General features: G+C 61.4%; 24 protein-coding genes. 8 read left to right on the forward strand and 16 right to left on the reverse strand.

Annotated features, from left to right (window positions below; translation table 11 throughout):
• Positions 1–6 precede the first annotated feature (6 nt).
• Both CAG25_RS22825 and CAG25_RS22830 read left to right on the forward strand, forming a co-directional pair.
• Positions 7–900 carry a LysR family transcriptional regulator gene (locus CAG25_RS22825; protein ID WP_178076494.1) on the forward strand — a complete coding sequence of 298 codons (894 nt, stop codon included), beginning with the start codon at positions 7–9 and terminating at the stop codon, positions 898–900.
• Positions 901–1146: 246 nt separating this feature from the next.
• Positions 1147–1932, forward strand: a complete 786-nt coding sequence (locus tag CAG25_RS22830; protein WP_085613034.1) for a DeoR/GlpR family DNA-binding transcription regulator — start codon at positions 1147–1149, stop codon at positions 1930–1932.
• A gap of 49 nt (positions 1933–1981) precedes the next feature.
• On the opposite strand, the gene CAG25_RS22835 is transcribed toward CAG25_RS22830, so the two are convergent.
• The 8 genes from CAG25_RS22835 to CAG25_RS22870 all read right to left on the reverse strand — a co-directional run bounded on the left by CAG25_RS22835 (position 1982) and on the right by CAG25_RS22870 (position 9710).
• Positions 1982–3265, reverse strand: a complete 1284-nt coding sequence (locus tag CAG25_RS22835; protein ID WP_085613035.1) for an FAD-binding oxidoreductase — start codon at positions 3263–3265, stop codon at positions 1982–1984.
• A 143-nt stretch (positions 3266–3408) separates the two neighbouring features.
• Entirely contained in the window at positions 3409–4773 is a 1365-nt protein-coding gene (locus CAG25_RS22840) for a glutamine synthetase family protein (protein ID WP_085613036.1), read from the reverse strand.
• 424 nt (positions 4774–5197) lie between these two features.
• Entirely contained in the window at positions 5198–6541 is a 1344-nt protein-coding gene (gene chrA / locus CAG25_RS22845; RefSeq protein WP_085613037.1) for a chromate efflux transporter, read from the reverse strand.
• 71 nt (positions 6542–6612) lie between these two features.
• Positions 6613–7074 carry a molybdopterin synthase catalytic subunit MoaE gene (gene moaE / locus CAG25_RS22850; RefSeq protein ID WP_085613038.1) on the reverse strand — a complete coding sequence of 154 codons (462 nt, stop codon included), beginning with the start codon at positions 7072–7074 and terminating at the stop codon, positions 6613–6615.
• Positions 7075–7077: 3 nt separating this feature from the next.
• A complete protein-coding gene (locus CAG25_RS22855) occupies positions 7078–7329 on the reverse strand; it encodes a MoaD/ThiS family protein (RefSeq protein WP_007957033.1) in 252 nt (83 codons plus the stop codon).
• Between the two features lie 38 nt (positions 7330–7367).
• Complete coding sequence (gene moaC / locus CAG25_RS22860) at positions 7368–7811, reverse strand: cyclic pyranopterin monophosphate synthase MoaC (RefSeq protein ID WP_085613039.1); 444 nt, start codon at positions 7809–7811, stop codon at positions 7368–7370.
• Entirely contained in the window at positions 7808–8650 is an 843-nt protein-coding gene (gene fdhD / locus CAG25_RS22865; RefSeq protein WP_085613040.1) for a formate dehydrogenase accessory sulfurtransferase FdhD, read from the reverse strand. Before fdhD ends, moaC begins: the two co-directional genes overlap by 4 nt.
• 160 nt (positions 8651–8810) lie before the next feature.
• A complete protein-coding gene (locus CAG25_RS22870) occupies positions 8811–9710 on the reverse strand; it encodes a LysR family transcriptional regulator (protein WP_007957027.1) in 900 nt (299 codons plus the stop codon).
• Between the two features lie 298 nt (positions 9711–10008).
• Here CAG25_RS22870 and moaB point away from each other — a divergent pair, with 298 nt between their 5' ends.
• Together moaB and glp are read left to right on the forward strand one after the other, a co-directional pair.
• Positions 10009–10548 (forward strand): molybdenum cofactor biosynthesis protein B, encoded by a 540-nt coding sequence (moaB, locus tag CAG25_RS22875; RefSeq protein WP_039770868.1) that lies wholly within the window; start codon positions 10009–10011, stop codon positions 10546–10548.
• Positions 10545–11750, forward strand: a complete 1206-nt coding sequence (glp, locus tag CAG25_RS22880; protein WP_085613041.1) for a gephyrin-like molybdotransferase Glp — start codon at positions 10545–10547, stop codon at positions 11748–11750. The genes moaB and glp overlap by 4 nt, the downstream gene beginning before the upstream one ends.
• A 6-nt stretch (positions 11751–11756) precedes the next feature.
• Here the strand turns inward: glp and CAG25_RS22885 are convergent, their stop codons facing one another.
• The 5 genes from CAG25_RS22885 to CAG25_RS22905 form a co-directional block, all read right to left on the reverse strand.
• Positions 11757–12554, reverse strand: coding sequence for a MipA/OmpV family protein (locus CAG25_RS22885; protein ID WP_085613042.1), 798 nt, complete (start codon positions 12552–12554; stop codon positions 11757–11759).
• A 100-nt stretch (positions 12555–12654) separates the two neighbouring features.
• Entirely contained in the window at positions 12655–13143 is a 489-nt protein-coding gene (locus CAG25_RS22890) for a GFA family protein (RefSeq protein ID WP_085613043.1), read from the reverse strand.
• An 86-nt stretch (positions 13144–13229) separates the two neighbouring features.
• Positions 13230–13847 carry a DNA-3-methyladenine glycosylase gene (locus CAG25_RS22895; RefSeq protein WP_085613044.1) on the reverse strand — a complete coding sequence of 206 codons (618 nt, stop codon included), beginning with the start codon at positions 13845–13847 and terminating at the stop codon, positions 13230–13232.
• A gap of 3 nt (positions 13848–13850) precedes the next feature.
• A complete protein-coding gene (locus tag CAG25_RS22900) occupies positions 13851–14648 on the reverse strand; it encodes an isocitrate lyase/phosphoenolpyruvate mutase family protein (RefSeq protein ID WP_085613045.1) in 798 nt (265 codons plus the stop codon).
• A 23-nt stretch (positions 14649–14671) separates the two neighbouring features.
• Positions 14672–15754, reverse strand: coding sequence for a bifunctional transcriptional activator/DNA repair enzyme AdaA (locus CAG25_RS22905; protein ID WP_085613046.1), 1083 nt, complete (start codon positions 15752–15754; stop codon positions 14672–14674).
• Between the two features lie 109 nt (positions 15755–15863).
• Between CAG25_RS22905 and CAG25_RS22910 the strand changes: the two genes are divergently transcribed.
• Complete coding sequence (locus CAG25_RS22910) at positions 15864–16277, forward strand: VOC family protein (protein ID WP_039770856.1); 414 nt, start codon at positions 15864–15866, stop codon at positions 16275–16277.
• On the opposite strand, the gene CAG25_RS22915 is transcribed toward CAG25_RS22910, so the two are convergent.
• On the reverse strand, positions 16274–16894 hold the full coding sequence (locus CAG25_RS22915; RefSeq protein WP_085613047.1) for a LysE family translocator: 621 nt from the start codon (positions 16892–16894) through the stop codon (positions 16274–16276). The two genes, CAG25_RS22910 and CAG25_RS22915, sit on opposite strands and share 4 nt — an antisense overlap.
• Before the next feature lie 275 nt (positions 16895–17169).
• Here CAG25_RS22915 and CAG25_RS22920 point away from each other — a divergent pair, with 275 nt between their 5' ends.
• Positions 17170–17775 (forward strand): biliverdin-producing heme oxygenase, encoded by a 606-nt coding sequence (locus CAG25_RS22920; protein WP_085613048.1) that lies wholly within the window; start codon positions 17170–17172, stop codon positions 17773–17775.
• On the forward strand, positions 17772–20009 hold the full coding sequence (locus tag CAG25_RS22925) for an ATP-binding protein (RefSeq protein WP_085613049.1): 2238 nt from the start codon (positions 17772–17774) through the stop codon (positions 20007–20009). The genes CAG25_RS22920 and CAG25_RS22925 overlap by 4 nt, the downstream gene beginning before the upstream one ends.
• An 8-nt stretch (positions 20010–20017) precedes the next feature.
• Here the strand turns inward: CAG25_RS22925 and CAG25_RS22930 are convergent, their stop codons facing one another.
• Positions 20018–20773, reverse strand: coding sequence for a type 1 glutamine amidotransferase domain-containing protein (locus CAG25_RS22930; protein WP_085613050.1), 756 nt, complete (start codon positions 20771–20773; stop codon positions 20018–20020).
• A gap of 141 nt (positions 20774–20914) precedes the next feature.
• On the opposite strand from CAG25_RS22930, the gene CAG25_RS22935 reads away from it, so the two are divergent.
• The gene (locus CAG25_RS22935; RefSeq protein WP_085613051.1) at positions 20915–21541 is read left to right on the forward strand and encodes a LysE family translocator; all 627 of its coding nucleotides are present in this window, start codon (positions 20915–20917) and stop codon (positions 21539–21541) included.
• 1 nt (position 21542) lies between these two features.
• Here CAG25_RS22935 and CAG25_RS22940 read toward each other — a convergent pair whose 3' ends face one another.
• Positions 21543–25196 (reverse strand): hypothetical protein, encoded by a 3654-nt coding sequence (locus tag CAG25_RS22940; RefSeq protein ID WP_085613052.1) that lies wholly within the window; start codon positions 25194–25196, stop codon positions 21543–21545.
• Positions 25197–25251 lie beyond the last annotated feature (55 nt).

A 25251-nucleotide genomic window follows, 5' to 3' on the forward strand; every position in this document is an offset into this window, starting at 1 on the left:
ATAGCCATGAATAATTTGAGACGGCTGGATATCAACCTGCTGCTGACCCTCGATGTGTTGCTCGCGGAGCACAACGTCACCCGTGCCGCCCAGCGGCTGAACCTGTCGCAGCCGTCGGTAAGCGTGCATCTGGCCAAGTTGCGGGACATCTTCGGCGATCCGCTGTTGCTGCCCGGCCCACGAGGCATGCGTCCGACGGCGCGGGCGGATGAGCTGCGCGAGCCGTTGCGGGACGCACTGGAGGCGCTGGAACGAGCGGTGGCGCCGGCCAGGCCGTTCGACCCGGCGCAAGCGACGAATACCTGGAAAATCGCGGCAACGGACTACGGCGGGTCGACCATTGTCCTGCCGGGCCTGAACGGTTTGCGCAGGCAGGCACCGGGCACACGGCTGGCGGTGATCGACCTGATGCCCAGAGAAATGGTCAAGCAGGCGGAGCAGGGGGTGTTCGATCTGGCATTGCACATCACCGAAGACGCGCCACTGGAGTTGTATCAGCGCCGGCTGTTCACCGAGCGTTATGTGTTGGCCGGACGAGTCGGGCATCCGGGCCTGAACGCCAGACCGACTCGCGAACAGTTCTGCGCGCTGGAACACGTCATGGTGTCGCGCGAGGGCGGGGGCTTTTTCGGGGTGACGGACAAGGCGCTGGCCGAAGTGGGCCTGTCGAGAAAAGTCGTGCTGTCGGTGCCGCACTTTCTGTTGGTGATGTCGGTGCTCGCCAGCACTGATCTGGTGGCGATGCTGCCGTCACGCCTGGTGCGTGACAACCCTGCACTGCAAGTGGTCACTGCGCCGCTGGAGGTGCCGGGCTACGAGATGGCGATGTTCTGGGGCGAACGATCCCATCGTGATCCAGCGCACAGATGGTTGCGCGAACACTTGGCGGCGTCGGTGTGAATCAAGCGTGGCCGAGGGCAATGGCAAACGACACGACGACCATGCAGGCGAAAGCGAAATTGAGGTTCATGGGGTGTTCATCCTGGTCCTTTTGAAAGTGGGGCCATTCTGCCGGGGGCGGGTCGAAAGAAAAAATTCGGCTTTGTGATTCCAATGATCGAAGCCATTGATACCGGCGTTGTGTTTGCCGGTTTGCTTGGCTAAGCTCGCGAAAACCTGCAATTAAAAGCACAAACAGGCAAAACCATGCACGATCATTCCGCTTCCGAGCTTCCCTCCCTGCGCCGGCAGAAAATCCTTCTGATCCTCGAACGTGACGGCAAGGTCATGGCGTCCGAGTTGAGCCAGCACTTTGCGGTGTCTGAAGACACTATCCGCCGCGATCTCGCCGAGCTGGACAACGCCGGACTGGTGCAGCGAGTGCACGGCGGCGCGCTGCCGCGGCCCAAGGACACCGGCAAGGATTACTTCACCCGGCTGGACGAGATCGACGAGGTGAAAATCCGCCTGGCGCAGTTGGCGGCGCAGCAGGTCAGGAACGGGCAAACGGTGATGTTCGACTCCGGTTCCACCTCTTTGCAGGTGGCGCGCTCGTTGCCCAGGGATATCAACCTCACGGCGGTCACGGCGTCGCCGATGACGGCGATCGCGTTGTCAGAATATCCGGGCATCAAGGTGATTCTGGCGGGTGGGCAGCTCAATCCGAAAACCATGTCGGCTGGCGGTCACGAGGCGTTGCGTCTGCTGTCGGGGATCAAGGCGGATCTGGCGATCACCGGGGTCTGCGCGATTCATCCTGAGGTGGGCATCACCTCGCTGCATTTCGACGAAGTGCCGGTCAAGCAGGCGCTGCTCGACTGCGCGGCGCGGGTGATTGCCGTGACCACGGCGGACAAGCTCGGCGCGGTGGAGCCGTTTGTGGTCGCGCCGTGCGAGCGCTTGCACACGCTGATCACCGAACGGCATGTGGCGTCGGGGAGTGTCGAGGATTATCGGCGGTTGGGGATTGAGGTGGAGCAGTTGCGTGACTGAGGTTTTGCGGCAAAAAGAGGCCCCATCACTGGCGATGGGGCCCGCTCGATCAGCGAAGTTTTTCCAGCATCTGGTAGTACCACATGCCCGCCGCCAGCATCGGATTCCCCAGCAAATCCCCCATCGGCACGCGAATGTGCGAGCACGCGGCAAACGTGTCGAACTGCTGCATCTGCCCGGTGATCGCCCGGCTCATGATCTCGCCCATGATGTGGGTCGTGGCAATGCCGTGGCCGGAGTAGCCCTGGCAATACCAGACGTTGTCCGAGAGCTTGCCCAGTTGCGGGATGCGGTTGATGACGATGCCCATCGCGCAGCTCCACTGGTAGTCGATCTTCACCCCTTTGAGCGCCGGGAAGGTCTGTTCGATGCACGGCCGCAGTTCGCCGGCGATGTCCCGTGAGTCCTTGCCGCTGTAGTTGGCGCCGCCGCCGAACAGCAGGCGCCCGTCGGCGGTGAGGCGGTAGTAGTCGAGCACGAAGCGGCAGTCGTAGACGGCGAGGTCTTCAGGGTTGATCTGTTTTGCCAGATCGCCCAATGGTTCGGTGGTGACGATGCCGCCCATGGCCGGGAAAATCTTGCCCTTGAGCTGGCCCGGTTCGAGTTTGTGGTAAACGTCGCCGGCCAGCAGCACCTGATTGGCGTCGATCCGGCCGTGGGCGGTGCGCACGGCAGGGCTGTCGCCGTGAATGATCTCCAGCACTTCGCTGTTTTCGAAGATCAGCGCGCCGAGGCTTTGCGCCGCTCGCGCCTCGCCGATGCACAGGTTGAGCGGGTGCAGGTGCATGTTGCGGGTGTTCTTGATGGCGCCGTGGTAGAGATCGCTTTGCAGCAGATCACGGACCTGGCTGCGGTCGAGCAGACTGACCTCATCGCCCATGCCTCGGCGCACGGCTTCGTCGTAGTCGCTGCGCAAACCGGCCATATGGCTTGGCTTGTATGCCGCATGCAAATGGCCGTGCTTGAGGTCGCAATCGATCGCATATTTCTCGACCCGTTGCTTGATGATTTCGTGCCCACGCCAGCGCAGGTGCCAGATGAAATCGTCGACCTCATCGCCCAATGTATTGCGCATCTGTTTGCGCATCGCGCCGTCGCCGGACAGGCTGCCCGTGACCTGCCCGCCATTGCGCCCGGTGGCGCCCCAGCCGATCTTGTGGCTTTCGACGATGGCGACTTTCAGGCCTTTTTCGGCCAGTTCCACGGCCGTGGCAACGCCGGTGAAACCGCCGCCGATGATCACCACATCGACCTTGTGCCGGCCTTGCAGGGTCGGGTAGTCGGTGTCGCGGTTGAGGGTCGCGGTGTAGTAGGAATTGCTGCGTTCAGTCATTTCAGTGTCCAGATTCGGGAGTCGGTGCACGGACCCTGTGGGAGCGGGCTTGCTCGAGAAAGCGATGTGTCAGTCACCTGAAGTGTTGGATGTGACGACGCCTTCGCGGGCAAGCCCGCTCCCACAGGGGAAGTTGTGAAAGATCAGGCCTCTGTGAGGTACCAGCGCCAGTCCTGCTCACCCACTTCGGCCATGAACTGCCGGTATTCCGCACGTTTCACTGCCAGATACACCCCGAGAAATTCCTGCCCCAGCGCATCCCGCGCCCACACCGAATTTTCCAGCGCCGTAAGCGAGGTCAGCCAGTCGGTCGGCAGCAATTCTTTCGCCTGCGCGTAACCGTTGCCTTCCACCGGTTCACCCGGATCGATGTCTTCTTTTATCCCGCGATGAATGCCCGCCAGGATCGCCGCCGCTGCCAGATACGGGTTGGCATCGGCGCCGCAGATGCGGTGTTCGATGTGCCGGGTGTTGGCCGGGCCGCCGGGCACGCGCAGGCTGACTGTACGGTTGTCGACGCCCCAGGTCGGTGCCAGCGGTGCGTAGCTGTTGGCCTGGAAACGGCGGTAGGAGTTGGCGTTCGGGCAGAACAGCAGCAGCGAATCGAGCAGGGAGGCGAGCATCCCGCCAATCGCCGTGCGCAGCAGCGGGGTGCCGGCCGGGTCTTCGGAGGCAAACAGATTGCGCCCCTCGGCATCGGCGAGACTGACGTGCATGTGCATGCCGGTGCCGGCCAGGTGATCGAACGGCTTGGCCATGAACGTCGCCTGCATCCCGTGCTTGTGCGCCACGGCTTTGACCAGCCGTTTGTAGCGCACGGCCTGGTCCATCGCCTCCAGCGCATCGCCGTGTTCGAGGGTGATTTCCACCTGGCCCGGCGCGTATTCCGAGATAGCCGTGCGCGCCGGAATGCCGTGCAGTTTGCAGGCGCTGTAGAGGTCGGCAAGGAACGGTTCGATCTGCTCCAGCTCACGCAAACCGTAGACCTGCGTGTGTCGCGGTCGTCCACCGTCGGCATCCAGCGCCGGTTGCGGACGACCGTTGTGATCGCGTTTGGCGTCGAGCAGATAGAACTCCAGCTCGCAGGCCATGACCGGGTGGTAACCCTCGGCTTTCAAGCGGTCGATGACCTTGATCAACAGGTGGCGCGGGTCGGCGATGCTCGCTGGCATGCCTTGTTCCGGGTGCATGCTGACCTGCACCGCCGCAGTCGGAATCTGCCGCCACGGCAGGCGCACCAGACTGCCTTGCAGCGGGTAGGCGCGGCAGTCGATGTCGCCGACGTCCCACACCAGGCCTGAGTTCTCCACGTCTTCGCCATGCACGGTCAGGCCAAGGATGGTACTTGGCAGCGGCCGGCCGCTTTCGTATACGGCGAGCAGTTCTTCGCGGTGCAACAGCTTGCCGCGCGGCACGCCGTTGGCGTCGAGGATGAACAGCTCGATCATGTCGATGTCGGGGTTCTGCTCGAGAAAGTGACGGGCGTCTTCAATGGCTGCGAATTTCATAATCAATCACTCACGGTGGCGCCGCACAGGCGCGCAGATTCGGGCCGGACGCAGCTCGGCAAAAGGCGCGGGCGTCCTGGCAGGGATATCGAAAAAAGAGGGGGAGCTGTCGCGGTTTTTACCGGCGCGATCAGACAGGCAGGCAGATATCCGGCGGGCGTGCGGAGTGACGCAGCTTGGAACGGCTCAGGGCCATGGGGAGATTGACGATGCGATTCATGCGCGGCCCCTGTGAAGGAGGGCGCACGGTGCAGAGACGTTCAACGATTCTGATTGTTGGAGTGACGTGCTCATGACGCGTGTTTCCGTTGGCGGAAAACGTCGGCGGCGGGAGTGTCCCGCCAGGCCGGTGTGGCTGGATAGTAAGGGGGAATCCCCGGATAAGTAAACGCCTGTTTCCGCAGGCGTTGGCGTGCACCCCGGTTCAGCGCAGCAGGTAAAACCCCAGCCCGACGAGGGCGCAAACGATCAACACCTCGATCACCCCGCGCTTGAAAAAGAACAGGGCGACGGCGGCAGCCAGGGCCAGCAGGATCGAGAAAATGTCCGGTTGCCCGGCGAATCCATTGGGCCAGAACACATGCCAGGCAAAGAAACACGCCAGATTGAGGATCACCCCGACCACCGCCGCTGTGATCGCGGTCAGCGGCGCGGTGAACTTCAGTTCATTGTGCGTCGACTCCACCAACGGCCCGCCGGCGAGGATGAACAGGAACGAGGGCAGAAAAGTGAACCAGGTCACCAGCGTCGCGGCCAAGGCTCCGGCGGCGAACGCGTGTTCCGGGCCGAACGTCGGTTGCACGTAAGCGCCGACGAACCCGACAAACGCCACGACCATGATCAGCGGTCCCGGCGTGGTTTCGCCCAGGGCCAGGCCGTCGATCATCTGCGTTGGCGTCAGCCAGCCGTAATGCCCGACCGCGCCCTGATACACGTAGGGCAGCACGGCGTAGGCGCCGCCGAACGTCAGCAGCGCCGCTTTGGTGAAGAACCAGCCCATCTGCGTGAAGGTGCCGTCCCAGCCGAACATCGCGGTCAGCAACGCCATCGGCAGGCACCACAGTAGCGCACCGATCAGCGCCAGACGCAGCAGCCTCGGCAGGTTGAACCGCGCATGTTCGGGCGGCGGTGTGTCGTCATCGATCAGCGCCGGGCCGAAGGAATTTTCGCTGCCGCGATGGCCGCCGTTGCTGAACCGCTGCGGCGCCCAGCGTCCGCCGAAATAACCGATCAATGCCGCGCCGAGCACGATCAGCGGGAACGGCACGTTGAAGGCAAAGATCGCCACGAACGCAGCCCCGGCAATTGCCCACAGCCAGCTGTTCTTCAAGGCTCGGGAGCCGATGCGATGGGCCGCGTGCAGCACAATCGCGGTCACCGCCGGTTTGATCCCGTAAAACACCCCGGCCACCGCCGGCACGTCGCCAAGCGCAATATAAATCCAGGAAAGAGCGATCAGGATCAGCAACGAGGGCATCACAAACAGCGCCCCGGCCAATATGCCGCCACGGGTTCGGTGCAGCAGCCAGCCGATGTAAGTCGCCAGTTGCTGGGCCTCCGGGCCGGGCAGCAACATGCAGTAGTTGAGCGCATGCAGGAAGCGCCGTTCGGAAATCCAGCGCCGACGCTCCACCAGTTCCTGATGCATGATCGCGATCTGCCCGGCGGGGCCGCCGAAGCCGATGCAGCCAAGTTTCAGCCAGAAGGGCCAGGCCTGGCGCAGGCTGACGGGTTGAGGGCGGGGCAAGTCCTTTGGCGTTTGGCTCAAGTGCGGCTCCACGTTCGAATCGGCGAGAGTCGCTATCTAATCAGGCTTTTGTCGCATTCGACAGTACCCGGTCAGGCATGCGCCAGACTCCAGCGAAACGCCGCATCCTGATCACTCTCCCGCGGCTCAACCCAATGCGAACCCTCCGGCGTGGTCTCACGTTTCCAGAACGGTGCACGCGTCTTCAGCACATCCATGATGAACGCACAGGCCTCGAACGCCGCATGCCGATGCTTGCTGCTGACGCCAACGAACACGATCGGTTCGGTCACCGACAGCGCGCCGACCCGATGCACAATCTCCACCGTCAGCAACGGCCAGCGCTCCCGGGCCTGTTCGGCGATCTGCTCCAGAGCCTTCTCGGTCATGCCCGGATAATGCTCCAGAAACAGCTCGGTCACCGACTGCCCGACGTTCAGATCCCGTACATAACCAATGAAATTCACCACCGCGCCCACCCGTGGATTGCGCGCATGCAGATCGGCAATCAACTGACCGGCATCGAAGCCTTTACGCTGGACTCGAACACCCATGTTTCAACCCCCCGTGACCGGCGGGAAAAACGCAATCTCGTCGAAATCCTCGATTGCCTGATCCGGCTGACACAGTTCCTGATTCACCGCGCACATCAGGTTGCCGGCGCCGAGCACTTCACGCCAGACATCGCCGCGCTGCATCAGCATCTGCCGCACGTCCTCGACACAGGCGAGGGTGTCGCTGGCCGGAATTTTTTCACCGCCCAGATTGAGCCGGTCACGGTAGCTGGCGAAGTAGTTGATCAGAATCATTGCGGGTTCTCCCATTGAAAGTGGCCGGAGCGGCCGCCCTATTTGCTGAGCAGGCGGATGTCGCCGATGACCATCGCCCGGTCCACCGCTTTGCACATGTCATAGATCGTCAAAGCGGCGACGCTGGCGGCGGTCAGGGCCTCGAGTTCGACGCCGGTCTGGCCGGTGAGGCGGCAGGTGCTGGTGATCTGTACGCGGTCCGGTTCGCAGGCTTTGAGCTCGACGTGGATCGAGCTGAGCAGCAGCGCATGACACAGCGGAATCAATTCGTGGGTACGCTTGGCCGCCTGGATCCCGGCGATCCGCGCCACGGCGAACACATCGCCCTTGGGATGGCCGTTGGACTGGATCATTTGCAGGGTTTCCGGGCGCATCTGCACCCAGGCCTGGGCGGTGGCTTCGCGGCGGGTGGCGGCTTTGTCGCTGACGTCGACCATGTTGGCGCGGCCCTGATCGTCGAGGTGGGTGAGGGCGTTACTCATGCGGTGGGCTCCTGGATCGGGCTGTAGATTCGCGGGGCGTTGCGGTGCGGGACGTGGATCAGGTTCAAGCGGTGTTTGAGCGCCCAGCGCACGGTCAGCGCAGTCGGGGCGGACAGGCTCACGAGGGTGCCGAGGCGGGCGCGCACGGCTTTGTGGATCAGTTCGAGGCTGCAACGGCTGGTGACCACGACGAAGCCCTGACGCGCATCGAGACCTTCGAATTGCAGGGCGCCGATCAGCTTGTCGAGGGCGTTGTGGCGGCCGATGTCTTCGCGGCACAGCAGCGCTTCGCCGTCGGCGTCGAAGTACAGCGCCGCGTGCAGGGCACCGCTGCTGCGGGCCAGTTGCTGGGCCTGCTCGATGCGCTGGCGGATGCCGTTGAAATGCGCGGCGGGTGGCAACGGTGTCGGGGTCAGGATCTCCAGTTGCGGCAGCGCCTGCTCAAGGGCTTCCACGCCGCAGAGGCCGCAACCGCTGGTGCCCGCCATCTGCCGGCGATGATCCTTCAGGGCCCAGAACGCGCGGCTGGAAATCTGCACGTCGGCCTGGCAGGCCTGGTCGAAATGAGTCAGGCGGATGTCGTGGATATCGTCGAGGCGGTCGACGATGGCATTGCTCAGGCTGAAGCCGCGAATGAAGTCTTCGATGTTGCCCGGCGAGACCATCATCACCGCCTGATTCAGGCCGTTGTAGCTGATGGCCAGGGCGATTTCCGCCGCCAGCGCCGCGTGGGACAACGGCGCGTCGTCGAGGTATTCGCGGTAGGCCACTTGCGCCGGTTGTGGCGCGGGGGCGTTGGCGTCGCCCGGTTCGATGAGTTGTTCAACTTGGCACAGCATCTTGAAAAGTCCCCGAAGCGCTGAAGTGGGTTCAGGCTACGGGGCAGGGAAAAGTGCGTCCAATCGCTTGTTCCGATGCAGTGATTGGATTGGTCGATCACTGCTGGCGAACCTGAAGACGCTGCACCGAAGTGCAACGTTTCAGGCAACTTGGGGAGGGTTAAACGGCAGGCGCCTCGATCCCGAACATCTTGCGCGCCTCGGCAAAACACTTCTCGGCAATCGCCGAGCGCGGTTCGGTCTTGCGCATCACCAACCCCAGCGGCGCGAGCACGCTGGCATCCGGCAGGTTAATGAAAGCCAGGTGCTCGATCGGCTCTTCCAGCCCGCTGTCCAGCGGCATGATCGAGCAGCAGAAGCCCTGGTGAATCGCCTGCAGCAGTTGATAGGTCGAGTCGCTTTCCATGATTGGCTGCGGATTCAACCCGCGACTGCGGAAGCTCAGGTCGATGGATTTGCGGTAGTGCATGCCGGTGGTGATCATCCCCAGCGGCAGTTCGGCGGCGTCTTCCCAGCTCATTTCCGGGCCTTCGAAATGGAAGTGGCGGGTGTCGTAGAGCAGGCCTACGCGTGTTTCGCCGATCTCGAAGAACTCGAAATAGTTCGGGTTGACGTGGTCCAGATAACACACGCCCAGGTCCAGTTGATTGTTGCCCAGGCCCTCGATGATCTCGTCCGAACTCAGCGACGACAGGCTGTATTTCAGCTCCGGATAAGTCCCGGACAAACCCTGGATGTAATTGACCGGATTGAAGTTGCTCAGCGGCACCAGCCCCAGCCGCAGGCTACCCACCAGTTGCCCCCGGCAGGCAGCGGCTTCGGCAAACAACCCGTCGTGGGCCGCCAGCAGCGTGCGGGCCCAGGCCAGTACGCGCTCGCCGGCCTGGGTGAAACCTTCGAAGCGCTGGCCGCGATTGACCAGCACCAGATCCAGCTCGTCCTCCAGATTGCGCAGGCGCATCGACAGGGTCGGCTGGGTGATGTGGCAGCGCGCGGCGGCCTGGCCGAAGTGGCGGGTTTCGTCCAGCGCGATCAGGAACTTGAGTTGTTTGATGTCCACGACGGCACCTGCTCGATAAGGAATTTTGGTTGAGTATTGACGCAGATGCGTACAGCGCACGGAAAGCGCAGGGAACGACGATCCCACTGATGGTTTTTTTCGTCCAATCGGCAGTGTTTAAGAGCCTATCGAGGGTTTCGATGACCCCCGGTTTCATTGGGCCGGACAGTGGTCGAGGGGTTGAAGAAAATCACCGATAGAGCAGGTCGATAATGTGGTTGGCCAGAGTGATTAGACAGTCCTCACAGGCGGCACTTAGGCTCGTCATCCATTGAATTGACGACGGCCGGAGAGTGCCATGAGTGTGAAATCGGATGCCTTGTTCGTTCCCCTGAATATTGCCGTGCTGACGGTCAGCGATACCCGCGATTACGCCAGCGACACCTCCGGCCAGTTGCTGGTCAGCCGCCTGCTGGAGGCCGGCCACACCTTGAGCGAACGCAACCTGCTCAAGGACGACCTGTACAAGATCCGCGCCCAGGTCGCGCAGTGGATCGCCGACGACGGCATTCAAGTGGTGCTGATCACCGGCGGCACCGGGTTCACCGGGCGTGACAGCACACCGGAAGCCGTGGCTTGCCTGCTGGACAAGCAGATCGACGGTTTTGGCGAGCTGTTCCGCGCCATCTCGATTCTCGACATCGGCACCTCGACCGTGCAAAGCCGCGCGCTGGCGGGGCTGTCCAACGGCACGCTGGTGTGCTGCCTGCCGGGTTCCACCGGCGCTTGCCGCACCGCGTGGGAAGGCATCCTCGCCGAACAACTGGATAACCGTCATCGCCCGTGCAATTTCGTTCCGCACCTCAAGCCGGTGCAAGCCTGCGGGCCGCGCGGATGAGCAAGCCGGAATTGATGCCGGTCGAGGACGCCCTCGACCAACTGCTGGCGATGGCCGATGAACAACGTCTGCCGGACAGCGAATCGGTGCCGCTCAATGACGCGCGCGGGCGCGTGCTGGCCAGCGATCTGGTCGCCACCCTCGACCTGCCGCCGTGGCCGAACAGCGCCATGGACGGTTATGCCTTGAACCTCGCCGACCTGCATCGCCAGCCGTTGAGCGTGTCACAGCGGGTCTACGCCGGGATGACGCCGGACGCCTTGCTATCCGGCACCTGCGCACGGATTTTCACCGGTGCGCCGTTGCCCATGGGCGCCAATTGCGTGGAGATGCAGGAAAACGTCGAAGTGCTGGAGGACGGTCGCGTACGTTTCCTGCAACCGCTGAAGGTCGGCCAGAACATCCGTCCCCAGGGCCAGGAAAACCGTGTCGGCGACACCTTGCTGCGCGCCGGCAAACGCCTCGGCCCGTTCGAGTTGGCAGTCGCCGCCGGGCAGGGCATGACCCATTTGCCGGTGGTGCGTCGTCCGCGCGTGGCGTTGCTGTCGACCGGGGATGAACTGGTGGAACCGGGCCAGCCCTTGCGTCCCGGTAGCATCTACAACAGCAACCGCACCTTGCTCGACCACTGGTTGCGTGAACTGGGTTGCGAAGTGATCGACGCCGGGATTCTACCCGATCGTCCGGCGCAGACGCGGCTCAAACTCGAGCAACTGCAAGTGGCAGCCGATCTGATTCTGACCACCGGCGGCGTGTCTGCCGGTGACGCCGACTGCCTCGGTCAGGTGCTGCGTGACAACGGTAAACCGTTGCTGTGGAAACTCGCGATCAAACCCGGTAAACCGCTGACGGTCGGCCATTTCGGGACGGTGCCGGTGATCGGTCTGCCCGGCAATCCGACCTCGGCGCTGGTGACCTTCGGTCTGCTGGCGCGCCCGTATCTGCTGCGCATTCAAGGCGTGGAAGAGGTGATGCCGCTGAGCTTCACGGTCAACGCCGGTTTCGACTGGCCGAAACCCGGCAGCCGTCGCGAATACCTGCGGGTGCGTCTGGAGGGCGGGCAGGCGGCGCTGTATCCGAACCAGAGTTCCGGTGTGCTGCTCGGCGTGACCTGGGCCGACGGATTGGTGGAAATTCCGGAGAACAGCACCTTGCAGCTCGGTGATCCGCTGCGTTTCATTCCGTTCGGCGAGCTGTTCTGAGCGCGATCAGAAGCTGTAGACCACTTGTCCGGCCAGCGAGGTCTGCAACCGGCGTTCGACAATCGGGCTGTCGGCCGCTTCGTGGCTCAGGTACTGCACCGCCAGAACGGTCGATACGCTCCATTGCTCATTCAGCGGCAACGACCAGGTCAGGTCCGCACCGCGACTGACCAGCTCACCTCGAGCGTTGTAGGCCCGGAACTGGCTGCGCGAGGCCTGGGCATCGCTGACGCCGTACCAAGTGCGCATGTAATTGCTGTCGCCGAACTGGCTGTTGAGGCCGCCGGTGACTTTGCCGAAACGTCCTTCGTAGAGCGGCGCGCTGATGCTCAGCTTGAGGCGGTTCCACGATGAGCCGGTGTCATGGTCATCGTCATCCTTTTCCAGCGCATGTTCGAAACTCGCGCCGAGGATGATCGGGCCCATGTGATACGTGCCGTCGAGCCCGATCACCGGGCGAGACTTGATCGAACCCATGCCGTTGAGCTCGTCCGAGCCTTTGAATCCGGTCTTGCGATCCTTGCGCACGTCGCTGGCGCCGACGTAGACGCTGAGGCCGAAATCCTCTTCGTCGAAGCCCCAGCCGAGGCCCCGGCTGCTGTCGAGAAACACACCATAGGGGCTGACGATTTCGACCCCCACCAATGGCGCCACTACCCGTTCATCACTGCCGCTGTAACGCGGCGCACTGGCGGCCCCGGCACGCAGGTTGGCATGCCAGTCTTCGGCGCGCAGCGAATCGCCCGGCAGCAGCAGGCAGAGGGAAGTCAGGGACAGCGAAAGTGTGCGTAACGAAACCGGCATGGGGCACCCGAGGGGAAATTGGATGCGCCCATGCTAGTGAGGGGGCGGCCGGCAATCTTTGGCAGCTTTGTCGGGAAACTGTCAAAGACTGTGAAGGCGGTTATCGGGTCAATTTCAGTCGCTCGTGCCATTGGGCGATGGATTCTTCCGGGTAGACCTCGAATTGCTGGTCCCTGGCGCTCGCCTGCACTTCGACCCACGGGGCTTTCGAGCCGAGCATCAGATGAGTGTGTTCCGGCGGCACCGGCAGCGGTGTGTCGATGGCCGAGGCGAACGGGTGGATCAGCTCCGGCCATTCCGGGCTGAACAGCCACAGGCCGCTGCCGCACTGCGAGCAGAAGTGCCGCTCGGCGCTGCTGCGGTGGGCGCGGGCATCGCCTTCGTCTTTCATTTTCGCGTGGTAGATCGTGATGTATTTGCGCCCGCGCACCTTGAGGCTGGCCGCATCGCCGCCCAGGTTGATCGCAAAACCTCCACCGCCCTGGGTCTTGCGGCAGATCGAGCAGTAGCAGCGCTGATAAGGGTAGGGGTGGGCGCTGTCGAGGGTGAATGAAACCGCGCCGCAGTGGCAGGAGCCTTCGAGGTGCATGAGTGGCCTCCGGTGTTTTTTGTCGGTGCGATTCAGCCTAGAAGAGATGGGGAGAGTGTGCTGCTCGCGATGAGCGATAACGCGTTCTACGGCTTGGCTACCCGCCACAAATACCATGCCGCCACGGTGCGAAACGGGCTCCACGCCAATCCGATGTCAATCATCTGCTTGCGCGTCGGTTGCACCTCCAGCCCCTTTAACCGCCGATACCCCTCGCGAACCCCAAAGTCTTCCGCCGGCAGAATATCCGGGCGCTCCAGGCTATAAATCAGCAACATCTCGACCGTCCAGCGCCCGACCCCGCGCAGGCTGACCAGACGCTCGATCAGCGCTTCGTCCTCCATCGCCAGCGCGGTCGAGTAATCCGGCACCACACCGTCCAGAGTCGCCTGGGCAATCCCCTGAATCGTCGCAATCTTGCCCGCCGAAAACCCACAACCGCGCAATTGATCGAAGCCCGTCGCCAGAATCTGCTCCGGACGCGGAAACGTCTGCCCGGGAAACAACCCCACCAGCCGCCCGACAATCGCATCGCCCGCCCTGGCGTGCAGTTGCTGATAGGCAATCGCCCGCACCAGCGACTCATAAGGATCGCGCGCCGGGTGCGGCTGGTGCAGGCAGGGGCCGACCGCAGCAATGTGGCGCTGCCAGTCGGCGTCGAGGCTGGCCAGAAATTCGCTGGCCGGCTGATAGGGATCAGGCATGGTTTACTTCAGCAAACCGTTGACTTCGCCATAGGTGAAGGCCTTGAGGTCATGGGTGTCGAGCTTGCCGCTGGCGAGGAAGCTTTTCACCAGCGAGCCCATGGCGCCGTACAGGAACTCGGCGATGCCGGAACCGGCGCTCAAGCGGCGCACGCCGAGGGTTTGCAGTTCTTCGGGAGAGGGCAGGCAAGCGAAGCCCAGGACGTTGACCGGCAGGGTCGTACCTTTGCAGATCGCTTCGATTTCGTAGGAGGACGTCACCCCGGCAGCGAACAACCCATCGGCCCCGGCTGCCTGATAAAGCGCGGAGCGGTGCAGGGTTTCGGCGACGCGATCCTCGGCAGGCACCAGACTTTTCAGATAAACGTCGGTGCGGGCATTGATAAACAGCTTCACATTGCGCTTGTCGGCCACTTGTCGCGCGACTTCGATCTTGCGCACCAGCAGTTCCGGCGTGCCGCTGCCGTCTTCGATATTGATCCCGACCGCACCCGCAGCGATCACGGCATCGATCACTTCAGCGACCCGGTCGAGGTCATCGGAATAACCGGCTTCGACGTCCACGCTCAACGGCACTTTGATGACTCGCGCAATCGACTCCACGGTGCTGATCAACCGCTCGAGCGGCAGAGTGTTGCCGTCCGGGTAACCGTGGGCCCAGGCGACCGCGGCGCTGCTGGTGGCGACCGCTTTGCCACCCAATTGCTCGACCAGTCGCGCGCCTGTGGCGTCGGCGACGTTGGTCAGGATCAGCAGGCCATCGTGGTGCAACTGGTGAAACTGAGTGTCGAGCGCGTTCATCGAGATCCCTTCTTGTCGGTTGTTCAGAAAGCCAGTTGTTGCGTCAGCTGCACGGCGGCATTTTCCAGCCTGAGCAAAAACGCCTTGCGCGGTTGTCCACCACCATAGCCCGTCAATGAGCCGTCCGCACCGATCACCCGATGGCATGGCACCACGATCGACAGCCGATTGTGCCCGTTGGCCAGCCCCACCGCGCGACTGGCGCCGGGTTTGCCCAGCCGTGCGGCGATGGTGCCGTACGTGCTGGTGTGGCCGTAGGGGATTTGCCGCAGTTCGCTCCAGACCTGGCGGGCAAACTCGCTGCCGGGCAGGTGCAGCGGCACGCTGAATTCGTTCAGTTTGCCGGCGAAGTACAGCGCCAGCTCGTTTTCGATCTGCTGCAAATGCGCGTTGTGCCCCGGTGCGACCACGTAGCCGTAGCGGTTTTGCAGTTCCTCGACTTCCCGGGTCAGCGCCGGGCGGTCGAGAAACTCCAGCAGCACCAGTCCACGGCGTTCGGCCATGGCGATCATCGGCCCCAGCGGCGTGGTCAGGCGAGTGAACAGCAGCGGCTCGCTGGCTGCCGCGCGTCCCGGCGTGATGTGGAACGATTTCTGAAACGCATCGCGAAAACCGCTGAGGGATTCATAGCCGGAATCGAACGCGGCGTGGTCGATGGACGTGCCTTGCTTGATCCCGCCCAACGCCATGCCGAGCCGGCGGGTGCGCAGCCACGCGTGGAAGGTCATGCCGAAATGCTGCTTGAACCAGCGCCGCAGCTTCAGCGGCTCGATGCCCTCGGCGAGCAATTGCGCATCGCTCCAGCGCAGTTCCGGATCGGCGTCGACCGCTTTGAGCAGCCGCTGCACCCAGTCCGGAGCGATGGCGGCAGCATCCAGCGGTTTACAGCGCAAGCAGGCGCGGTAACCGGCGGACAGGCATTCGTCAGCGTGGGCGAAGAACTCGACATTTTCCGGTTTCGGCTTGCGCGCGGTGCAACTGGGGCGGCAGAAGATCCCGGTGGTTTTCACGGCCGTGAAGAACACGCCTTCATAGGCAGTGTCGCGTTCGAGCATGGCGCGAACCATTTCGGCGTGAGGGGGCAGGACAGCGGTCTGTATGTTCATGGGCCGAGGATAAAACCAGTTATTCGATGGCTCCACCGAAAAATCGACAGTGAATTTTCGGGCCGCTGCACTACAGTGATCGGGTCGCTACAACTCGGGAAATGAAGGTATGCCACCGTTCACGATTCAACACATCGATCACATCGTGCTGCGCGTTGCGGATCTGCAACGCAGCATTGATTTCTACGACCGGGTTTTCGGTGCCGAAGTGGTCAAACGCAATGAAAAGTTCGGTCTGGTGCACCTGCGCGCCGGTACGTCGATGATCGATCTGGTCGACCTCGACGGGGAAATCGGCCGCAAGGGCGGCGCCGCTGCCGGCAGCGAACGGCGCAATGTCGATCACTTCTGCCTGCGCATCGAGCCGTTCGATGAAGCGGCGCTGGTCAGTCATTTGCAAGCCTGCGGCCTGACCGTCGAAAAAGCCGCCACCCGTTTTGGCGCCGAGGGCTACGGCCTGTCGCTGTACTGCTTCGACCCGGATGGCAATCAGGTCGAACTCAAGGGCCCGTCCGAAGCTTAGGCGCGCTTGGCCATTAACAATACCGAAGCCGCCGCCGACAGCAGCCCGGCGCAGCAACGGTTGAAGATCCGTTTGCCGCGCGGCTCGGCGAACCAGCGGCGCATGTGCAGGCCCATGTAGGCGTAAGCGCTGATGGCGATCCATTCCAGCAGCAGGAACAACACGCCCAGCAGCATGAACTGCGGGGTGATGGCGCGGGCCGGGTCGACGAATTGCGGCAGGAATGCGGTGAAGATCAGTATTGCTTTGGGATTGCCTGCCGCCACTAAAAACTCCTGACGCGCCAGGGCCAGAAGCCCGTTTGACGGCGCTGCAACCGCGTCTTCGGTGGCAGGATTGGCCCGCCACAGCTGCCACGCCAGATACAACAGATACCCTGCGCCAATAATCTTGATCCCATAGAACAACAGTTCAGACGTTTGCAGCACCACCGCCAGCCCCGCCGCCGCGAGGGCGATCATCCCGGCGAACGCCAGCAACCGACCGATCCCGGCCACGCAGGCGCGACGATAGCCGTAGCGGGTGGCATTGCTGACCGACAGCAGGTTGTTCGGCCCCGGCGCCATGTTCAGGGCAAAACAGGCGGGCAGGAACAGGGAGAGGGTGGCAAGATCCATGGTGCGGGCTCCGGTGACGGGAGCGGTATTTTTATCACGCGGGCGTGGGGGCCTGAACCGTACAGTCAGGCGGCAGAGTCGCAGTACAGCGATGGACGGGCGTCAATCCGTTCGAACTTTCTGCGCTCTCGTCAACTCTGAAACCGTCACAGGGTGATGAATCCGCCAGAAAAAAATCATCTGGCGGGTCAGAAAGGCCAATTGCCGTGTAAGCTTTCGCGCAATGCTTCTCCATTCCCCCATGGCCCCAGGCGGCCCACTGTACGAGCGACTACATGCAAGCAAAGGCCCGCGAGGTTCATGTACCACCGGTGTTGCAGGATCTGCGCGCCGGCACGGCCGAACTGCACATTGCTCTGGAAAAACGCCTTCCTTTCTTCTCCGATACCCTTGATCTGCAGGCTTTCGAGCGATTGATGCGCGCCTATTACGGCTTCTATCAGCCACTGGAAAGCGCATTGCAGGACAGCGGCGAGATCCCCGCCGATTTCGATCTGGTTTCGCGCCTCAAGACCCCGACCCTGCAACGCGATCTGCAGGCGCTGGGCGCAAGCGGCGGAGAGTTTTCGCTCTGCCGCCAGTTGCCCGCCATCGACTCCGCCGCCGCCTGCCTTGGCGTGCTGTACGTGCTGGAAGGCGCAACCCTTGGCGGACAGATCCTGCGCCGGGAGATCGCCACGCGGTTGAATCTCGGCGCGGACAACGGCGCAGCGTTTCTGGACATCTACGGCGCTGCCACGGGCCGGCGCTGGCGCGATTTCATCGAATACCTGGGCAGTCGCCCGATGGACGCCGACGAGCGTGAAGCCGTCGTGGCGGCCGCCCACACTACATTCAGCTGTTTCGAGCAGTGGCTCGAAAGCCAGGAGGTTCTGGTATGAACCCGCAAGACAAAGAAGCCTTTGAAGAGTTGCTGGCCAACTGTGCCGACGAGCCGATCCGCTTTCCCGGCGCAATCCAGCCGCACGGTTTGCTGCTGACCCTGAGCGAGCCGGACCTTTCGATCATTCAGATCAGCGCCAACGTCGAGACCCTGCTCGCACGCCCGGCGCAAGAGCTGATCGGCCAGCCCCTGCAAAGCCTGATCGGCGATGCCCATGCCGCACAGGTTCGCCAGGCCTTGCAGCAACCGGCCTTGTCCGATGCGCCGCCGCTGCACTTTCGCCTCAACGGCACCGCGTTCGAAGGCTTGCTGCACCGGCATCAGGATGTGCTGATTCTGGAGCTGGAAATCCACGTCGAAAACTTCCAGCCGCGCAACGTCGCCGGCACCGAAACCCATCTGGGGCGGATGCTCGCGCGCCTGCAAAAGGCCCAGAGCCTGCAGGCGCTGTACGACATCAGCGTCAAGGAAATCCAGGCCATGACTGGTTACGACCGGGTATTGATCTACCGTTTTGAGGAAGAGGGCCACGGTCAGGTCATCGCCGAAGCGTCCGATCCGTCAATGGAAGTCTTCAACGGTCTGTTTTTCCCGGCCTCGGACATCCCCGAGCAGGCCCGCGAGCTGTACCGCACCAACTGGCTGCGGATCATCCCGAATGCCGACTACCAACCGGTGCCGCTGGTGCCCAAGTTGCGCCCGGATACCCAGACCCCGCTGGACCTGAGCTTTGCGACACTGCGCAGCGTGTCGCCGATCCACTGCCAGTACATGAAAAACATGGGTGTGCTGTCCTCGATGAGCATTTCCCTGCTCAAGGGCGACAAGCTCTGGGGCCTGATCAGTTGCGGCAATCGCCAGCCGCTGCATGTACCGCATGAATTGCGCACCGCGTGCCAGACCATCGGCCAGGTGCTGTCGTTGCAGATCAGCGCGATGGAAGCACTGGAAGTCAGCCGTCAACGGGAAGAAAAAGTCGAAGCGCTGGCGTTGCTCAATCAGGCGATGATCGATTCGCCACAGAACGTCTTCGATGGCCTGGCCAACCAGCCACAAGTCCTGATGGCGCTGGCCAATGCCGGCGGCATCGCGATCATCGAAGACAAGCAATTGCACCGTTACGGCAACTGCCCGGAGCCGGAAGAGATTCGCGCCCTGCACAAATGGTTGCAGGAGCGTGGCGAGCCGGTGTTTGCCAGTCATCACCTGGCCAGCGTCTATCCGCCGGCCGCGCACTATCAGCAGGTCGCCAGCGGTGTGCTCGCCATGAGCCTGCCCAAACCGGTGGACAACGGCGTGCTGTGGTTCCGGCCCGAAGTCAAAGAGAACATCAACTGGAGTGGTGATCCGCGCAAGCCGCTGGACCTGGAAAACTCTGACGCCGGCCTTCGTCTGCGGCCGCGTACTTCGTTCGAAATCTGGAAGGTCGAGATGGCCGGGATTTCCACCAAGTGGAGTCACGGCGATCTGTTCGCCGCCAACGACTTGCGTCGCTCGGCGCTGGAAAATGATCTGGCCCGTCAGGTGCGCCGCGAGCAGGAAGCGGTGCGTGCCCGCGATGAGCTGGTGGCGGTGGTGTCCCACGACCTGCGCAACCCGATGACCGTGATCTCAATGCTGTGCGGCATGATGCAGAAGGCTTTCAGCTCCGACGGGCCGCACACCTCGCGGCGCATCTCCACCGCCATCGACACCATGCAACAAGCCGCCGGACGCATGAACACGCTGCTGGAAGACTTGCTCGACACCTCGAAAATCGACGCCGGCCGCTACACCATCGCGCCGCAGAAACTCGATGTCGCGCAGATGTTCGAAGAGGCGCAATCGCTGCTCGCGCCGCTGGCGCTGGACAAGGACATCAGCATCTCGTTCGAGGCCGATCCCGACCTGAGCATCCATGCCGACCCCGAGCGGTTGTTTCAGGTGCTGTCGAATCTGGTCGGCAACGCGATCAAGTTCACTCCGCGCCTGGGCACGGTCGACGTGTATGCCAAATCGGTCGGTGACGACATCGTCTTCACGGTGCGCGACAGCGGCGAAGGCATTCCCAAGGATCACCTGCCGCACGTATTCGACCGTTACTGGACGGTGAAGGAAGGCAATCCGACCGGCACCGGGCTGGGCCTGTACATCACGCAGGGCATCGTCGAGGCCCATGGCGGGCAGATCGTTGCCGAGAGTGAGCCGGGGCAGGGCAGCGAATTCCGCTTCACCGTGCCGCGTCTGGACTGAAACGCGGATCAGCGCTCGGGTGGCTGCAACATGGCCACCCACTCGGCGGCGAATCGATGGCAGTCGCCGGGCCAGCGCGCCGTCAGCAGTTGGCCGTCGCGCACCACAAATCCTGATTGCAGTTTCTGCGCACAATCGCGTTTGGCGATCAGCGGCCCGCGTTTGAAGTCGGCTTTGCTGGCCAGCGCGGTTTTCACTTCCGCCTCGACGGTCTGCTTGTAGGTGCGGTAGTAGCGCCCCAGCCAGGCAGCCGTCATCAGCCACGCCGGCAACTCCATGGTTGCCGCGAGCAATGCCGTCACTTTGCGCCCGAACAACACCGACCGTCCGGTATCGGGGTCGAGCGTCCGGGCCAGCAACAGCACGCCATGACACACCGCCGCCACGGGTTTTTCGGCCTTGAAAAATTGCAGGGCGATCTGCTGAGCCTGCGTCGATTCGAGCAGCGTGCGCATCCCTTTGGCGTGGCCGCCGGGAATCAGCAGACCCTCAAATTGGCTCGTATCGACATCGGCATACGCCAGCGGCTGCCTGAACGCTTCGGACTCGATCATCTGCGTGTAAATGCCCAGATCGGCCTTGCGCGTCATCAGCATCGGGCTCAACGGGCCGAAGCCGATATTCACCAACCGTGGATCGGCGTGGGCAGGCAAGCCTTGCGGCGTGGCAAAACGTACTTCGATGCCCGCATTGCGCATCGTCTGCCAGGGCACGCTGCTTTCGGTCGGGTCGTAATCGGCGGAGGGCAAAAGAATCAGAATCATCGCGGGCAGACTTCCTGGTCAAAGTGGTCGCATAGCCAGAGCGTAGTGGTTCTGCGCGTGCGGGGGTAATTTCCTTCAATACCGTCCGGTGTCTGTTGGCTACCGTGGGTGCCTTGTTCCTTGATTTGAAGCAGGTGTGCGATGAGTCTGATTGTGTCGATGGCGGCGTTTGCCCTGGCCGCGTCCATTACCCCGGGGCCGGTGAATATCGTGGCGTTGAGTTCGGGGGCGCAGTTCGGTTTTCGCGCCAGCCAACGGCATGTGGCCGGGGCGACGCTGGGGTTTGTGTTGCTGCTGGTGTTGATGGGGCTGGGATTGCATGAAGTGCTGGAACTGTGGCCGTCACTGACCCGTGTGGTGCAACTGGCCGGGGTCGCGTTTCTGCTGTTCATGGCCTGGAAACTGGCCACCGATGACGGCCAGTTGAGTGCAGGCGAATCGAAACGTGCGCCATCAATGCTCTATGGCGCAGTGATGCAATGGCTCAATCCCAAGGCCTGGCTGGCGTGCGTGGCGGGGATGGGCGCGTTTGTCGCCGATGGCGAAGCGCGGCTGGTGTGGCAGTTTGCGGCGGTGTATCTGGTGATCTGTTATCTGTCGGTGGGGTGTTGGGCATATGCCGGGACCTTCTTGCGCGGTTATCTAGGGAATCCGGCGGGGATGCGCTTGTTCAACCGGGTGATGGCGCTGCTGTTGGCGGTGAGTGCGATTTACCTGCTGGCGCCTCAAGCCCCGTGGGAATCACTCCCACGGGTATTTGCAGGTTGAATCAGTTCAGTCCGCTCAGGGCGTCTTCAGCCGCTTTACCTAAAGGATGAAAGCGATTTTTGCGCAGCTCCGCAATCGCATACACCGCTCGCGCCGTGCGCCCGTTGCCATCGACAAAGCTGTGATAACCGAGCATCGCCCCCAGCATCTGCCGGGAAAAATGTTCGCCCTCAGGATCCAGAGATTTGGCGTGTTGTTCCAGCAACGCTGCGCCTGAAACATTGGAAGGATAGCGTGCCTCCCCCGTTGGGCTGCGCAAGCCGCCGGCATCCTTGGGAGCAATGCGTTTGTGCAGCTCGGCGTATACCGCCGGATCGTTCAGTGGCTTGTTGTTACGGCTGAATTCGAGCAGAAGGTCCGTCACACGATCGACGTCGTTACGAGAACTGGATGCGTGAACAATCCAGGCCGCGGCGCGCTCTGTGTTATCGGTCAGCCCAGCGGGATTGAACTTCAGTTCATCCAGTATGCTGTCGAATGGCGCCTTGCCCAAATCCATGGTCAGCAGTGTGCGCTGGTGGTTGTGCATGAACTGCAGGTTTTTGTATTCAATGGTCAACGTCGTTTCGAACAACTCGGGCAGTGTCTTGTGATTGCTGAACTGGTGGAGATTAGCCAGCGTATATTTTTTCGCCTGTTGCCTGATCAGACTTTCGACCACTTGTGGATCCAGCACTTTCTTCAACGACTGGGCCGCGTCGGACTGGCGTGCAATGTCGCCCAATGTCTTTTCCAGCAGGTGCGCGATCTCCGACTCGGGAATCTTGCTCAATCGTTTTGCGTCGTTTGCATGCAGTTTCTGCAGAACCTGATGCGCATCCTCTATGAGATCATTTTTGAACAGTGCTCGAGCGTGAGCGACGGTATCCAGCGACGTTCGAAGTTGGGTAGCCGAGCCGGTGTGCTCAATGGCTTTGATCAGGTCGTAGCTGTTGGCACCGGTCAGAAACCTGAGTTGCTGCTTGGCTTGATGTGCCAGTGAGAGCGTATGGCCGCTCAGTTTCGTCAGCCCTCGTCCGATCAGTTTGCCACCCGCCTTGAGCAGTTGCGGCAAACCCGATAACGGATTGAACAGGCTGAGGGCCGTCTTTGCCAGAACCCGCGAAGCGGACAGCAGTTTGCCGGCGATGGCCGCAGCTTTGCTGGCGGCGGCAGCGATCGCCACAGGCGCAGTGAAAACGGTCATCGCCAGTACGGCGGCATCGACAATGCAGTCGAAAATTGCACCATTCTGTTTTTTTGGATCCCCTGAGCTCAGTCCTTCCACGCAGCCCTTGAAGGGAATGATCAGGTTGAGAATCACGTTGAAGATGGCATCGGTCTTTTCAATCGCCTTTTCCCGTACGGTTTGATTGAGACCCAGTTGGTGAATTTCGCTTTCGGTGATGTAAGGGTTCTTTTCGGCGATCAGGCGCGCAAGCGCCACAATGCGTTCAGAGCTGAAAGAGGGAATCGGATCGTAGTCATCGGTGTAGACACTGGCAGCAGCAAGCACACCAATCTTGCGTACGTTGATTCTCCTTTTAAGGCCGACCGAGGGGGCTACGTTCGTTAAGTAGGCCTTCAGATCGACAGGAACTTTTGTCATTTCTCGTTGATCGGCGAATCGGCTGTCGAGATTGAAGAAACCGCCGGAAACCAGCGGTGAAAAGAAACTTGTCAAATCCGGGTTGTAGCGACACTCCATGCGCAATGGAAACAACTCAAAGCATTTGATGGTGTGGTTGTGATGTGCGCACAAAATGACGCCGTAACGCCCAATTTCGCCAGGGGTGTAGGTGGCAGGTCTGACACCACCGCGTCCGTTGGTTCTTGCGGGTATGTAGTTGATTTTCTGAACGCAGTAAACGCCAATTGCAGCTTGTTTGAAAAATTCCGAATCCTGTAGAAACACATTGGAAATGGCGATCTGGGCGTTGCGTCTCAGGCCTTCGACAATGGCATTGAAGCTGCGGGATGTTTCTGTTTCATAAAGTTCGGCGACGGGAAACAGAGAGGGCAGGGACGGAAAGGATTTGTAGATACTGGTGCCTTTGATTCGGTCCCAATCTTGAGTGTGAAGCTCATCTCCCATGTAAAGATCCAGCACCGATACTTTCCTGCCGGCACCACCGCCACTGCCGCGATGTTTCACCAGCAGTTCATTGGGGTCGCAATTTCGTTCCTGTGACTTCAGCTCTTGCAGAGCCAGTTGTCTACGGTCGGGCAATGGCCTGGAAAATCGTTCGACAGCTTCCAGCATCATGTCGACGTACTGATCATATTCGCGTATGGCGTGCTTGATGTCCTTTGCGCTGAAGTTGCCTTGTGCATCCCGATTGATGAGTTCGTTCATCCATGCCCAGGTCACCACCGGATCCACTGAGCCTTCGGCCTGCAAAGCAGCCAGTGGCGCGAGTGATTTCGTTGACTGGCTGAATCCCATCAGATGCTGATAGGTCAATTGGCGGCTGACACCGGGTACCAGCGTTTCTACCAGATGCACAGCTTGCGTAGCGATCACCCAGGCCGGTGTCCCCATCTGCAGGCTGGGCGGCCAGTCGGTAAAAAGATATTCCGGCGCCATGCCTGCCAGGATCATTTGTGATACCAACGGGGCGAGCGCAGGCGCGACGTGCAGGTTCTTGATCAGATGCGCTTCCAGTTCCGTTCGAACCTGGGTCGGATGCTGTTTGAAGTAACGTCTGGAATACAGATCGAACCCGGCGAAGTGGGTATTGGTGATATCGAGCGTCGGGTCGAGATCAAGCAATATCGCGGCAACCGCCAGTTGCTCTGCGAGTTCAGTCGATTGTTGGGTGGCAGCTGCTTCATTAAGCCAGCCCAGTCGGGACAGATAATCTTGCCCGTGCCGGGACGCTGCACTTTCGAGCAATTGTTGAAGGCGGTAGTCCATGCTGGTTGTAGCGCCGTCGCTTGCTCCGGTCTCAATCAGCACGCGTCTGCCGAGGACATTGATGACGGCTTCAGAATACAGGGTAAAACTTTGTTTCAGATCAAGAATGATTGCCCGGTTGTTTCCCTCAAGCTTGAATGGCGACGTGTCTGGCGCGTCCAGTAATTGCCAATAGTTTCCATACTTCGGGGGCTCGGGCAATGTCGAGAAGTTCAACAGGTCCAGCAAGTCACGGGTCTCTTGTTCGTTTGTCGGTACTTGCAATCCGTTGAATCGCAGCCATTGGCCGACACTGATGTCGTCTCCTGACACGATCCATCCGCCGCTGGATGCGGCGACCCTGGCCAATAACCGCAGGTCGTCTTCGAAGTCCGCCTGACCTGCGACATCCACGGTGATATCCCGGAGAGAAACAAACGGGGTAGCAGGTCGGTCGTTGCTGGAAACCGAGCTTCGATGACTGAAGTAGAGCCGGCCTCGCTCATCCAGCAGAAAAATCGCGTTGTCCGGAATCTGGTGGCGAGCGCGGACAAAGTGAAAATCGTCGTGGCGAAGAAGTATGGAAAGCGAAAGTTTACCGCTGCGATGAATTCGCTCAAATATGCTGTCCTCCACGCACGGAACCAGAATTTCATCCCATTTCCAGCCAAGACGTTCATTGGCGTATTTATCACTGATAAAGTTTGTAATGGTCTGGCTTACTGTCTTCTTTTGAAGTGTGTTTTTGGAATCGTAAAGATAGTTGTCCATTGGCTTCATGATTCAGAATCCATTCTCTGATAGCGAAATAAATGAGATGTGGTGGTTGTTTATT

It is taken from the genome of Pseudomonas sp. B16(2017) (genome assembly GCF_002113205.1).
Taxonomy (GTDB): Bacteria; Pseudomonadota; Gammaproteobacteria; order Pseudomonadales; family Pseudomonadaceae; genus Aquipseudomonas; species Aquipseudomonas pharyngis.